The organism is Ruegeria meonggei (assembly GCF_900172215.1).
In the GTDB taxonomy this organism is placed as follows: Bacteria; Pseudomonadota; Alphaproteobacteria; order Rhodobacterales; family Rhodobacteraceae; genus Ruegeria; species Ruegeria meonggei.
In genome coordinates, this window is sequence record NZ_FWFP01000009.1 from 74,060 (window position 1) to 86,381 (window position 12,322).

Consider the following 12,322-nt stretch of genomic DNA (forward strand, 5'->3'; position numbering starts at 1 on the left):
GAAATGCGCCGGACGCATGGCGGAAATCACGTATATACACACCTGTTTTGATTGACTCTCCCGCCGTCTCTTGCCTCAATTGGGTCATGGCATTTCTTCGGTTCCCGTCTGGATCACGATGCTCCTTCTTTGAAGGGCGTACATTTCGGTTACCGCAAGATATGCCGATGTCCCCCACCCGATAAAAACAACTACGTCATATTGCATGACGTCAGAATGGGTGTGAATAGTGAAGGAGATCACATGCGTTACCAAATCAGCGGAAAACAGATCGACATTGGCGAAGCACTACAGAATCATGTGCAGACCGAGCTAGGCGAGGTTGTTGGCAAATATGCCCAGCGTCCGACCGACGCCAATGTCGTCTTTTCCCGTTCTGCGCATGAATATGTATGCGAAACCACTGTGCATCTTTCCACCGGCCTGACGGCGCAGGCCAAAGCGCATGCCATCGAAATCTACGCAGCGTTTGAGGCTTGCTGCGACAAGATGGAAACCCAATTGCGCCGGTACAAACGCCGCCTGAAGGACCACCACAAGGATCGCGCCGAGCCGGTTGAACTCTTTGGAGCTTCCTCTTATATCCTCGCCTCTGACGAATCGGAATCGGCTGATGAACCCGACTCTTTGCAGCCGATGATTGTGGCCGAGATGGAAACCAAGATTCCATCGTTGAGTGTTGGTGAAGCCGTTATGCAGATGGAACTCGCTGGTGCCCCGGTGCTGGTGTTCCGGAATGAAAACAAGGACGGATTGAATGTCGTGTATCGTCGTGAAGACGGGAATATCGGCTGGATCGATCCGTAACAGGCAAGAATAGCAAAGGCACGCCCCTGCTACCTGCAGGGGCCTCGCCATGGAGCGTGATCATGGAGCTTTCGAGCATACTGAAGCCCGAAGCAGTACGTGTATTATCCGCCGCTTCCAGCAAGAAGCGGTTGTTTCAGGAAATAGCTGATGTCGCTGAGGCGGCGCTGGCCCTGGACGCACAGATTGTTGTTGATGGCCTGCTGGAACGCGAAAGCTTGGGGCCAACCGGCGTTGGCCACGGAGTAGCCCTGCCGCACGCCCGTATGGCAGAGCTGTCAACAGTGTCCGGCGTGTTTGTGATGCTGGAAAAGCCGATCGATTTTGGCTCGGTCGACCGGCAGCCGGTCGATATTGCGTTTGCGCTGTTTGCCCCGGAAGAGGCGGGTGTGGATCACCTGAAAGCCTTGGCGCTGGTGTCCCGCACCTTGCGCGACACATCCGTGTGCGTAAAGCTTCGCGCCAACCCCGATCCGGTCAAACTGTATGCCATATTGACCGAAGCGCAGTCGATGCAAGCGGCTTAATCCCCGCAGAATCCAAATTGGCAAATAATAAAGCTCCCGAAAATCGGGAGCTTTATTCATTTAGGGGGGGTGAAGATCAGCCGCCGGATCCCATTTCCAGCGTCCACCAGATTTTGCCGCCACTTTCCTGATGCCAGGCAAAACCCATCTGTGTGGCTTTTGAGTCCATAATTACCGACCGGGGGCCGGGTTCCTGCATCCAGGCGGCCAGTGTTTCAGTCTCGGTCTCGTAGGTTTCTGCAATCGCCTCACCCAGGAGGGTGCCGAAATACCCAACGCGCTGCGCGCGATCCAATGGCGACGACCCGTCCGAGCCAAAGTGCCAGGGACGGTTCTGGCGGGCCATGTCCTTGGAATGCGTGGCCGCGGCTGCGTTCAGCTGTGAATTCAACTGCACAGATTGCAGACCTTGCGCCTGTCGCAATGCGTTGACCGAATCAAGCATGCGGAATTGGAGCTTTTCGGGGTTGCCCCGGATTTTGTAGACCGAGGGCAAGGGCTGGCCATCCGACCCATAGGTTGGGGTGCTGCCAGTGGTACATGCGCTCAGCGCGACAAGGCAAACGAACAGAAAAGAAAGGATACGCGTCATGATTGACCTGATTATTGTGCTATCCTAGGGCATAGCGCGACCAGACGCCTTGAGCAAACGGACAATGGCGTTGTTTTGCGTGATTCTGCCGGTTTGATTTGCGACTGAAGCATTCTGGCAATAATATGGGCCAGATTTTTAGTTCAGCCTTAGCAAAGGACCGTTCGACATGGTCAAAAAACACATTCGCTTTTCAACCCGCCGTAGTTTCATGGCCGGGGCGTCGGCTTTGCTGGCTTCGCCCGCTATCGCCCAGTATACGCCGGGCGATCCGCTGCGCCCCGCGCCCGAGGCAGAACCACAGGTGCGCCGCAATATTTCGGGGTTCCGGGCGCTGGACTGGCAGCCCTACTTCTCGAACACCAATAACGGTGCCATTCTGGTCGATACCGTGTCACGCGCGCTGCATTACTGGTCAGATGATCAAACCGTGTACAAACTCTATCCGTCGTCGGTTCCCCTGACCGAAGAGCTGACACGTCGCGGTCGCACCAGTGTTATCCGCAAAGTCGAAGGCCCAAGTTGGTCGCCGACCCCGTCAATGAAAAAGCGAAATCCGGAATGGCCGGATCATATTCCGGCAGGTCCTGATAACCCATTGGGAACACATGCTTTGTATCTGAGCTGGAAGTATTACCGCATCCATGGGACCCATGATACGCGCAAGATTGGGCGCAGATCTTCAAACGGCTGTATCGGTCTGTTCAACGACGATATCGCCGAGCTGTTCTCGATGGCGAAGGTCGGCACGCAAGTGTTGCTTATTTGACGACATTTTCGCGCACGAACCTGCTTGCGGCGCAAGTTGCAATTGCATTCCAGTCAGATAGCTGGTTAGAAAAAAAGCACGAGGTAAGTCTTGGGTGTGCGGTTTCACTATTCGGAGCCGCGCAAATTCTGGAGGTTAATATGAAGAAACTCGTTCTCGCCGCGGCTCTGACTGCTGCTGCATCGACGGCTTATGCCGGCAACCTGGAAGAGCCGATTGTTGAGGCACCGGTTGTAGTTGAAGAAACACAGGGTTCGTCGCAGGGTATCCTCCTGCCGCTGATCCTGCTGGTCGTAGTTGCCGCTGCTGTTGCAGCAAGCTAATTCGACAAGCATCAACTAGAGAAAAGGCGGTGGATCGCTCCACCGCCTTTTTTCATGCCAGATTGTAGCGGGCCGGTCAGTCCAGCCACCCTTTCAGATTATCTTCGATCACCTTGCCCAGCGCCGCGATATGCGAATCATCGTCGTTCAGGCAGGTGATATAGGTAAAACTCTGGCCACCGGCCTCTTCGAAGCTTTCCTTGATCTCTTCGTTGATCTCTTCCAGCGTTTCGATGCAATCGGCGGAAAAAGCCGGTGCAATGACGGCGATGTTCTTCTTACCCAGGCGCGCCAACTCGGCCACATGTTCGACCGTATACGGTTGCAGCCATTCCTCGGGTCCGAATCGCGATTGGAAGGTGGAAACCAGTTGCTCGTCCGACCAACCCAGCCGTTCTTTCAGCAGTCGGCTCGTTTTCGCGCATTGGCAGTGATAGGGATCACCTTGCTGCAGATAACGCTGTGGCATACCGTGATACGAGCAAACAAGGATGTCGGGCTTCGTCTCCATCGCTGCATAGGCTCTTTCAACCGACCCTGCCAGCGCGTCGATATAGGCCGGCTCGTCGAAATAGGCGGGTACGGTACGGCTGGCCGGTTGCCAGGTTTCATCCATCAGGGCGCGAAAGAACTGATCGTTGGCGGTGGCGGTCGTGGCACCCGCATATTGCGGATACAGCGGGAAGAATAGGATGCGATTGCAACCCGCGGCCACCATTTCCTGTACTTTGGATTTGGTCGACGGATTGCCATAGCGCATGCAGAAATCCACCATCACCCGATCGCCATAGCGGGCCTGCATCGCATCACGCATCTTGGCGGTCTGGTCCTTGGTGATTGTCATCAGCGGGCTTTCGCCCTTGTCATGGTTCCAGATCGACTTGTACGCCTCGCCCGAGCTGAAGGGCCGTTTGGTCAGGATGATCCCCTGCAGAATCGGCTGCCATTTCCACTTGGGGTAGTCGATCACCCGCTGGTCTGACAGAAACTCATTCAGATAGCGACGCATCGGCCAATAGCTGTAATCGTCCGGCGTTCCCAGATTGGCCAGCAGGATGCCAACACGGCCCATTTTGACCTTGGGGTGGTCGGCCGGTGCGTGATCGGGGCGAGTGGCGTCAAACATGTTTCACTTCCTGAGATTTCCTTGCTTTGGGCTGAGATAACCGGAATTGCCCAATCGTCAATCGGACAGTTTGCCCTCTTTTGTGCCCAAAGCATCCGCAAGGCGCATCTGAGCCGATCCCGGACGCATCGGTTTTTGCTGGCTGTCATCGGGCGCCCAACCGGTCAGGCAGGTCAGTTCGAACGTGGCCTTCAAGCGCCCATCTGGTGTGGCGAAATGGTCGGCATAAATCTGCTGGGCTTTGCCGAAAACCTGCCGCCGGGTCACGTGTTTCAGGCGGCCGGCAAGGCTGTTGGCCTCACCCATCGCGCGCAGATCGTGCATCAGATGAGTAAGATCGCGGTATTCTGCCGTCAGCCTGGCGGTATCCGCCACTGGCAGAGCCAGGCCCGCCCGTTGCAGCAACCCACCCAGATCGCGGAGCTCGGCCATGGGCGCAACGCGGGGACTGAGTCCACCGGTCACTTCGATCTCGGCCTGTCCCAAAGCCGTGCGCAGCTCATGCAGGGTTTCTCCACCCAGGCAGATCACCAGCAGCAATCCGTCAGGGCGCAGAGCGCGGTGGCATTGAATCAGCTGACCCACAGGATCATTGGCCCAGTGCAGTGCCATGGCGTGAATCACCAGATCGTATGCGCCAGGGGTCAAATTCAGCACCTCATCGTCGGCAACGATCTGCGCCTTGGGTAAATCCGCCTGCCAGATATGTGCAAACGGCGTCACGATCGCCGAGGCCGTAAAGGTTTTGTTAACCATGGACAGTCGATCCTGCACCTCGTCCACGGCGGCACGGTGCAGAAACAGAGCCTCGTCCCGCGCGCGGGCGCGATGCCGGGTGACGGCCGGGCGGTCAAACAATGAGGGTGCGTTGGACTCAGGCAGTTTCATAAGGCGCAACTATCGCATGTGGCAGCGGATTCAAACCGCTGTTGAGCTGATCTATCCGCCACGCTGTCTGGGATGCGGAGACCTGACCGAAGCCGATTTTGGCCTGTGTGGTTGTTGTTGGCGTGACACGCCCTTTATCGGAGGGGTGATTTGCGAAAGCTGCGGCGTACCTTTGCCGGGTGAGACGGACGGCCATCGGATCGAGTGTGATGATTGCATGAAAACGCCGCGCCCGTGGCGGGACGGCCGTGCAGCGCTGTTGTATGACGGCAAGGCGCGGTCGCTGATCCTGGCCCTGAAACACGGGGACCGGCCCGAACTGGCCCGTCCGGCGGCCCGTTGGATGGCGCAGGCAGGGCGGGATCTGCTGCGCAAGGATATGCTGATCGCACCGGTGCCGCTGCATTGGTCCCGATTGGTGAAGCGGCGGTACAACCAGTCTGCCCTGTTGGCCCAACATCTGGGGCGTCAAACCGGCCTCGAGGTTTGTCCGGACCTGCTGGTGCGCCGAAGCCGCACGCCGGTTCTGGATGGAAAGACCGCGTCACAGCGCGCGGAAATCCTGTCACGGGCGATTATTGCCCATCCGAAACGCACCCGGTTGATGCAGGGCCGGGATGTTTTGTTGGTGGATGACGTCATGACCTCGGGCGCGACTCTGGCGGCCTGTGCGCGTGTCTGCCTTGCATCCGGTGCAAATCATATTTCCGTGTTGGCTCTGGCGCGCGTTGCTAAGGATACCTAATTCGCTCAAGATTATGCGAAACCCGAGGGAACGGAATATGAAACCGGTTGAAATCTATACCTCGCCGCTATGCGGCTTTTGCCACGCGGCGAAACGTCTGTTGAAACAGAAAGGCGTCGAATTCAAAGAGGTCGACGTGCTGATGCACCCAAAACGCAAGCCCGAGATGATCCAGCGTGCAGGCGGCAAGCGGACCGTGCCGCAGATCTTTGTCGGAACCACGCATGTGGGCGGTTGTGACGAGCTGTATGAGCTGGAGCGTCAGGGCAAGCTGGATACCCTGCTGGCAGCCTGATGAAAACCGCGCTGCTGCAGATCACCTCGTCAGACGATCCGGCCGATAATCTAAGGACGGTTCACGCCATGATGGCCGAGGCTACAGCGCAGGGCGCGCAGTTCATCCTCACGCCAGAGGTGACGAATTGCGTGTCCACCAGCACGACGCGGCAGCGCGAAGTTTTGCAGCACGAAGAAAACGATGCCTCACTGGCTGGCCTGCGCGCATTGGCCGCTGAGTTTGGAGTGTGGTTGCTGATCGGCTCGCTGGCCATCAAGACCCACGATGCCGATGGGCGTTTTGCCAACCGGTCCTTCATGATTGGCCCGCAGGGGCAGATCGTGGCGCGGTACGACAAAATTCATATGTTCGATGTGGCGGTCACCGAATCCGAGACCTTCCGCGAATCCAAGAACTACCGACCTGGCAGCAGTGCGGTGATGGCTAAGACAGAGTTCGGCACAGTCGGCATGACCATCTGCTATGACATTCGCTTTCCTCCCTTATACGCGGCGCTGGCGCAGGCGGGTGCGCGCATCCTGACGGTTCCGGCGGCGTTTTCGCCAGTGACCGGCGCGGCCCATTGGGAATCCCTGCTGCGGGCGCGGGCGATTGAAAACACCTGCTGGGTCCTCGCCCCGGCTCAGACCGGCACGCATCCCAAAACCTGCGGAAAGACGCGGTATACCCATGGTCACAGCATGGTTGTGGCCCCGTGGGGAGAGGTCGTCATCGACGCAGGCACCGATCCGGGCATTCACATTTTCGATTTGGATGATAGTTCTGTGACAGAGGCGCGCCGCCGTGTGCCCTCATTGACGCATGCCCGTTCCTTTGATGGGCCCTGATTCAGAACCGGACGATGACAGAAGATACCAATGCCCTGGCGGTCACGCTGTTCAGCGAGATCCTGACCGCCGATCAGTTATTGCGGAACCGGCTTAGCCGGGTGCTGCCCAAGGGCATGGAAATCTCGCATTTTTCGGTGCTGAACCATCTGGTCTTCGTGGGAGACGAGCGCAGCCCGGCGCAACTGGCCAGCACCTTTCATGTCACGCGTGGCGCCATGACCAACACATTGGCCAAACTGGAATGGGCCGGATACATCCATATCCGTCCCGATTGGGACGATGCGCGGCGCAAAATGGTGGCGATCAGCCCCGCGGGTCGCAGGGCGCGTGATCAGGCGATTTCTGCGATCGCACCGCTGATCAATCGCGTTGTTGATGAATTGGGGCAGGAGCGGGTGCGCAGCACACTCCCGGTGCTGCGGGATTTACGGTTGCAGTTAGAAGGTGAGTAACATCAGCCCGGTTTCACACTGGCGGTGACGTAATTCACGCTCAAATCGCGGTCCGAGATCGACCAGCTCCACAGGATCGGGTTGAACACGAATCCCTTGCGATCCACCGGGTCCAGCCCGGCCTGGCGTAGCAGGTCGAACAGCTCGTCGGGGGTGATGAACTTGTTCCACTCATGCGTGCCGCGCGGCAGCCAGCGCATGACGACCTCGGCCCCGAAAATGGCCATCGCGTAGGATTTCGGGTTGCGGTTGATGGTTGAACAGACCTGCAACCCGCCAGGTTTCAACAGGTCCTGCGCTGCAGTCAGGAAACTGAGAGGATCGGCGACGTGTTCGACCACCTCCATGTTCAGAATTACATCAAACTGTTCACCTGCGGCCGCCATGGCCTCGGCCGTGGTGTGTCGATAGTCGATCTCAAGACCCGATTGTTCGGCGTGGATAAGCGCAACTGGCAGGTTGCCCTCGGCGGCATCGGCACCCACGACCTCGGCCCCCAGTCGGGCCATAGGCTCGCTCAGCAATCCGCCGCCGCAGCCGATATCCAGCAGGCGCAGGCCCTCGAACGGCTTCGGCGCCTTTAGATCGCGGTCAAATTCACCCGCGATCTGCTGCGTGATGTAATCCAGACGACAGGGGTTCAGCATGTGCAAAGGTTTGAATTTTCCGTGAGGATCCCACCATTCCGCAGCCATTGCCTCGAATTTTGCGATCTCGGACGGGTCCACCGTGTTCGGATGCGCTTGCATTCCTGTCTCCGTGTGCTCTTTTAGTTGTAAGGACTATATAGGGCCATAATGGACAAGTACCCGGACCAAAAGCGCGCAGTTCAATATCTGTATCCGCCGATCGACCCGTTCGATCAGCGCATGGTGGATGTGGGCGACGGGCACCGTATTTATATGGAGCAATGCGGCAATCCCAATGGGGTGCCGGTTGTTGTTCTGCATGGCGGCCCGGGCGGCGGATGCAGCCCGGCGATGCGGCGTTACTTTGATCCAAGTATATTTCGGGTGATTCTTTTTGATCAGAGAGGCTGTGGACGCTCGCGTCCGCACGCGTCGGTCACAGACAACACAACCTGGCATCTGGTGACCGATATCGAACGGCTGCGCACCCTGTTGGATATCGACGACTGGACCGTGTTTGGCGGCAGCTGGGGTGCGACCCTGGCGTTGATTTATGCGCAGGCCCATCCCGATCGCGTGAATCGTCTGGTGTTGCGTGGCGTGTTTCTGGCGACCCAGTCCGAGCTGGACTGGTTTTATGGCGGCGGCGCAGGCAAGTTCTGGCCCGAGCAATGGGCCAAGTTCACAGCGCTGCTGACCAAAGCCGAACTGTCCGACACGATCGGTGCGTATAACAAGCGTCTGTTCTCAGGCGACCGTGCGACGGAAATCCTGTACGCGCGGGCATGGTCGGCATGGGAAAACGCGCTGGCGTCGATCCATTCGCATGGCGCGACAGGCGAAAGCCCCGGTGAATATGCCCGCGCTTTTGCGCGGCTTGAGAATCACTATTTCATCAACGCAGCTTTTCTTGAAAAAGACGGTCAGATCCTGGATCAGATGGACAAGATTGCCCATATCCCCGGCCATATCGTGCAAGGGCGTTATGACATGATCTGCCCGCCGCAGGCCGCGTGGAACCTGGCCGAACGCTGGCCCGATGCCGAAGTCAAAATGATCCGTCAGGCCGGGCACGCCCTGTCTGAACCCGGAATAAGCGCCGAACTGGTCCGCACCATGGATCGTGTGGCTGAGGGGGTGGCATGACCCGGATTGACCGCCGTGCTTTGTTCGCCTCGGGTGCTGCTGCTGCGTTGCTGGCGGCCACGGGGGCCTCATTGGCGGATACGCCGAAATCGGGCGGCGCCCTGCGGCTGGCCGTTCCGCGCGATGACAGTCTGGAATTGGTGGCGCGCGGCGCCGTGTTCGACACCCTGACCGAGATCGCCCCGGATGGCACCTTGCGTGGCGAATTGGCAACCGGCTGGCATACGGACAGCGATGCGCAGGTCTGGCACTTCGATCTGCGCGAAGGCGTATCTTTTGACGACGGCGCACTGCTCGAGGTCAGCGATGTTCTGGCGGTTCTGAACGAAGTTGGCCGGGCCGAGGCGCTGTCGCATGGCGCAGTGCGGCTGGATCTGGCCGAGGCCAATCCGGGCCTGCCGTTCCTGCTGGCCGACAGCCGGTTTGTCATCCCGCGTGCCGGACAGGGGGTCACCCCGCTGCACACAGCCAACGGCACCGGGTGTTACCGGGTCGAGCGGGCCGAGGATGACCGGCATTTCCTGGCCCGCAAGGTGGCGGGGCATTACAAACAAGGCCAGTCGGGCTGGGCCGAGACGTTCGAGATCATCGTCATCCCCGATGCCCGTGTCAGGGCCGAAGCCCTGCGGGACGGCTATGTCGATATTGCAGCCCTGCCTGAATCCGACGATTTGAAAGGACAACGTGGCCTGCGGTTTCACCCCGGCGAATCGCATATGGCCCTGGCCGTGGCCCCGCATGTGGGAATGCCGCGGCAGATCGGCGCGGGCCGCGCGCTGGATGATGGGCGCATGGCTGAACGGTGGTGGCGGGCGTAATTCTGATCACGTTTCCTGCTAGGGGTTGCAGACTCGGGAAACCCTGCGTATATGCAGTTTCAACAGCGGCGTGTCGGACTAAGGTCCGGGGCTCCACCGGAAATTTCGACGGGCCGCGCGCCCGTTTTTTTGTGCCCGACTGACAGGGTAGAGACCCAGATGACAAACGACTTGATAGCCAAAGCAGCCCTCGACCGGCGACTGGCCGAGATTCTGATCCCCGTGATCGAGGATCTGGGATATGAACTCGTCCGTATTCGCCTGATGAGCGGCAAGCTGACCACATTGCAGATCATGGCCGACAAGCCCGATGGCGGGATTGAGGTGGATGATTGCGCCGAAATCTCGAACGCGGTCAGCGCCACGCTGGACGTCGAGGACCCGATCCTGGACGCCTATACGCTGGAAGTGTCCAGCCCCGGCATTGACCGCCCTCTGACTCGTCTCAAGGATTTTGAGATGTTCGAAGGATATGAGGCCAAGATTGAAACCGCCGAGCTGATCGACGGCCGCCGCCGTTTCAAAGGCGAACTGGCTGGGATCGAAGGCGATGAGGTCCTGATCAACATCGCCGAAGGGGAAGAGACGATCACAATCGGCCTTCAATTCGACTGGCTGAGTGACGCCAAACTGGTCCTGACCGATGATCTGATCAAAGAAATGCTGCGCCAGCGCAAAGACGCCGGTGCCCTGAACGAAAACGCTTTCGACGAGATTGAGACCGAAGGGTCCGAAGAGGAGACGAACTGATGGCAATCACCTCAGCCAACCAGCTGGAGCTGCTGCAGACCGCCGAGGCCGTGGCCCGCGAAAAGATGATCGACCCCGGTCTGGTTGTCGAGGCGATGGAGGAATCGCTCGCCCGTGCCGCCAAGAGCCGCTATGGCGCTGAGATGGACATCCGCGTGTCGATCGACCGCAAAACCGGCAAGGCAACCTTTACCCGCGTCCGCACTGTGGTCGAGGATGAAGAGTTGGAGAACTATCAGGCCGAGATGACCGTCGAGCAGGCCAAGCAGTACATGGAAGCGCCCGAAGTCGGTAACGTCTATGTCGAAGAAGTTCCTCCGGTCGAAATGGGCCGGATTGCCGCCCAGTCGGCCAAGCAGGTGATTCTGCAAAAGGTCCGCGAAGCTGAACGCGACCGTCAGTACGAAGAATTCAAGGACCGCGCCGGCACCATCATCAACGGGGCCGTCAAACGCGAAGAGTTTGGCAATGTCATCGTCGATCTGGGCGGTGCTGAGGCCGTTCTGCGCCGCAACGACAAGATCGGCCGCGAAAGCTATCGCCCCAACGACCGTGTGCGCGCCTATATCAAAGAGGTTCGCCGCGAGGTGCGTGGCCACCAGATCTTCCTGTCGCGCACCGCGCCGGAATTCATGGCCGAACTGTTCAAGATGGAAGTGCCGGAAATCTATGACGGCATCATCGAGGTCAAAGCTGTGGCCCGTGACCCCGGTTCGCGTGCCAAGATCGCTGTGATCTCGTATGACGGATCCATCGACCCCGTCGGTGCCTGCGTTGGTATGCGCGGCAGCCGCGTGCAGGCCGTTGTGAACGAGCTGCAGGGCGAAAAGATCGACATCATTCCGTGGAACGAAGATCAGCCGACCTTCCTGGTGAACGCGTTGCAACCCGCCGAGGTCTCAAAGGTGGTCCTGGACGAAGAAGCTGGCAAGATCGAAGTTGTGGTTCCTGAAGAACAGCTGAGCCTTGCCATCGGTCGTCGTGGTCAAAACGTGCGTCTGGCCAGCCAGCTGACCAATCTGGACATTGACATCATGACCGAGGCCGAGGAATCGGCCCGCCGTCAGAAGGAATTCGAAGCCCGGACCGGTCTGTTCATGGAAAGCTTGGATCTGGACGAATTCTTCGCTCAGCTGCTGGTGTCGGAAGGGTTCACCAACCTCGAAGAGGTCGCGTATGTCGAACTTGACGAGTTGCTGGTGATCGACGGTGTCGACGAAGGCACTGCGCAAGAGTTGCAGACCCGTGCCCGTGAACACCTGGAAGCACAGGCCAAGGCGGCACTGGATGCAGCGCGCGCGCTGGGTGTCGAGGACAGCCTTATTGAATTTGAAGGCCTGACGCCCCAAATGGTAGAGGCATTGGCAAAAGACGACGTGAAAACGCTGGAAGACTTTGCCACCTGTGCTGACTGGGAACTGGCAGGCGGCTGGACCACGGTCGATGGTGAACGCATCAAGGATGACGGTGTTCTGGAGCCTTTCGGCATAGCGCTGGAAGAGGCGCAGGATATGGTCATGACCGCGCGCATCATGCTGGGTTGGGTTGATCCGGCTGAACTGGAACAAGCCGAAGAAGACGGCGAAGTTGCTGAAGAGGAAGCCGAGGCCTGATCTCAGGTC

Annotated in this window: 16 protein-coding genes; 12 read left to right on the forward strand and 4 right to left on the reverse strand. The window is 58.7% G+C overall.

Going from position 1 to position 12,322, the window contains the following annotated elements; all coding sequences use genetic code 11:
• Positions 1-243 precede the first annotated feature (243 nt).
• Both hpf and RUM8411_RS15180 read left to right on the forward strand, forming a co-directional pair.
• Entirely contained in the window at positions 244-807 is a 564-nt protein-coding gene (gene hpf / locus RUM8411_RS15175; RefSeq protein WP_085823572.1) for a ribosome hibernation-promoting factor, HPF/YfiA family, read from the forward strand.
• Positions 808-869: 62 nt separating this feature from the next.
• Positions 870-1,334 (forward strand): PTS sugar transporter subunit IIA, encoded by a 465-nt coding sequence (locus tag RUM8411_RS15180; RefSeq protein ID WP_085823573.1) that lies wholly within the window; start codon positions 870-872, stop codon positions 1,332-1,334.
• Between the two features lie 76 nt (positions 1,335-1,410).
• Here the strand turns inward: RUM8411_RS15180 and dalA are convergent, their stop codons facing one another.
• Positions 1,411-1,926: a divisome-associated lipoprotein DalA gene (gene dalA, locus RUM8411_RS15185; RefSeq protein ID WP_085823574.1), complete on the reverse strand. Its 516-nt coding sequence runs from the start codon at positions 1,924-1,926 to the stop codon at positions 1,411-1,413.
• Between the two features lie 169 nt (positions 1,927-2,095).
• On the opposite strand from dalA, the gene RUM8411_RS15190 reads away from it, so the two are divergent.
• Positions 2,096-2,695, forward strand: a complete 600-nt coding sequence (locus RUM8411_RS15190; protein ID WP_085823575.1) for a L,D-transpeptidase — start codon at positions 2,096-2,098, stop codon at positions 2,693-2,695.
• Between the two features lie 140 nt (positions 2,696-2,835).
• Positions 2,836-3,018, forward strand: coding sequence for a hypothetical protein (locus RUM8411_RS15195; protein ID WP_085823694.1), 183 nt, complete (start codon positions 2,836-2,838; stop codon positions 3,016-3,018).
• A gap of 76 nt (positions 3,019-3,094) precedes the next feature.
• On the opposite strand, the gene hemH is transcribed toward RUM8411_RS15195, so the two are convergent.
• Positions 3,095-4,144, reverse strand: coding sequence for a ferrochelatase (gene hemH / locus RUM8411_RS15200; RefSeq protein WP_085823576.1), 1,050 nt, complete (start codon positions 4,142-4,144; stop codon positions 3,095-3,097).
• 57 nt (positions 4,145-4,201) lie between these two features.
• Positions 4,202-5,032 (reverse strand): methyltransferase domain-containing protein, encoded by an 831-nt coding sequence (locus RUM8411_RS15205; RefSeq protein ID WP_085823577.1) that lies wholly within the window; start codon positions 5,030-5,032, stop codon positions 4,202-4,204.
• Between the two features lie 16 nt (positions 5,033-5,048).
• On the opposite strand from RUM8411_RS15205, the gene RUM8411_RS15210 reads away from it, so the two are divergent.
• From RUM8411_RS15210 to RUM8411_RS15225, 4 genes are read left to right on the forward strand one after another with little or no spacing between them, the layout of a single operon-like run.
• The gene (locus RUM8411_RS15210; protein WP_085823578.1) at positions 5,049-5,777 is read left to right on the forward strand and encodes a ComF family protein; all 729 of its coding nucleotides are present in this window, start codon (positions 5,049-5,051) and stop codon (positions 5,775-5,777) included.
• Between the two features lie 37 nt (positions 5,778-5,814).
• On the forward strand, positions 5,815-6,072 hold the full coding sequence (grxC, locus tag RUM8411_RS15215; protein ID WP_085823579.1) for a glutaredoxin 3: 258 nt from the start codon (positions 5,815-5,817) through the stop codon (positions 6,070-6,072).
• Positions 6,072-6,902 (forward strand): carbon-nitrogen hydrolase family protein, encoded by an 831-nt coding sequence (locus RUM8411_RS15220; RefSeq protein WP_085823580.1) that lies wholly within the window; start codon positions 6,072-6,074, stop codon positions 6,900-6,902. The genes grxC and RUM8411_RS15220 overlap by 1 nt, the downstream gene beginning before the upstream one ends.
• Positions 6,903-6,916: 14 nt before the next feature.
• Positions 6,917-7,357 (forward strand): MarR family winged helix-turn-helix transcriptional regulator, encoded by a 441-nt coding sequence (locus RUM8411_RS15225; protein WP_085823581.1) that lies wholly within the window; start codon positions 6,917-6,919, stop codon positions 7,355-7,357.
• 2 nt (positions 7,358-7,359) lie between these two features.
• On the opposite strand, the gene ubiG is transcribed toward RUM8411_RS15225, so the two are convergent.
• Entirely contained in the window at positions 7,360-8,106 is a 747-nt protein-coding gene (ubiG, locus tag RUM8411_RS15230; protein ID WP_085823582.1) for a bifunctional 2-polyprenyl-6-hydroxyphenol methylase/3-demethylubiquinol 3-O-methyltransferase UbiG, read from the reverse strand.
• A 48-nt stretch (positions 8,107-8,154) separates the two neighbouring features.
• Between ubiG and pip the strand changes: the two genes are divergently transcribed.
• From pip to nusA, 4 genes are all read left to right on the forward strand, one after another.
• Complete coding sequence (pip, locus tag RUM8411_RS15235; RefSeq protein ID WP_085823583.1) at positions 8,155-9,132, forward strand: prolyl aminopeptidase; 978 nt, start codon at positions 8,155-8,157, stop codon at positions 9,130-9,132.
• Positions 9,129-9,950, forward strand: coding sequence for an ABC transporter substrate-binding protein (locus RUM8411_RS15240; protein ID WP_085823584.1), 822 nt, complete (start codon positions 9,129-9,131; stop codon positions 9,948-9,950). Before pip ends, RUM8411_RS15240 begins: the two co-directional genes overlap by 4 nt.
• Before the next feature lie 159 nt (positions 9,951-10,109).
• A complete protein-coding gene (gene rimP / locus RUM8411_RS15245) occupies positions 10,110-10,700 on the forward strand; it encodes a ribosome maturation factor RimP (RefSeq protein WP_085823585.1) in 591 nt (196 codons plus the stop codon).
• On the forward strand, positions 10,700-12,313 hold the full coding sequence (gene nusA / locus RUM8411_RS15250; protein ID WP_085823586.1) for a transcription termination factor NusA: 1,614 nt from the start codon (positions 10,700-10,702) through the stop codon (positions 12,311-12,313). Before rimP ends, nusA begins: the two co-directional genes overlap by 1 nt.
• Positions 12,314-12,322 lie beyond the last annotated feature (9 nt).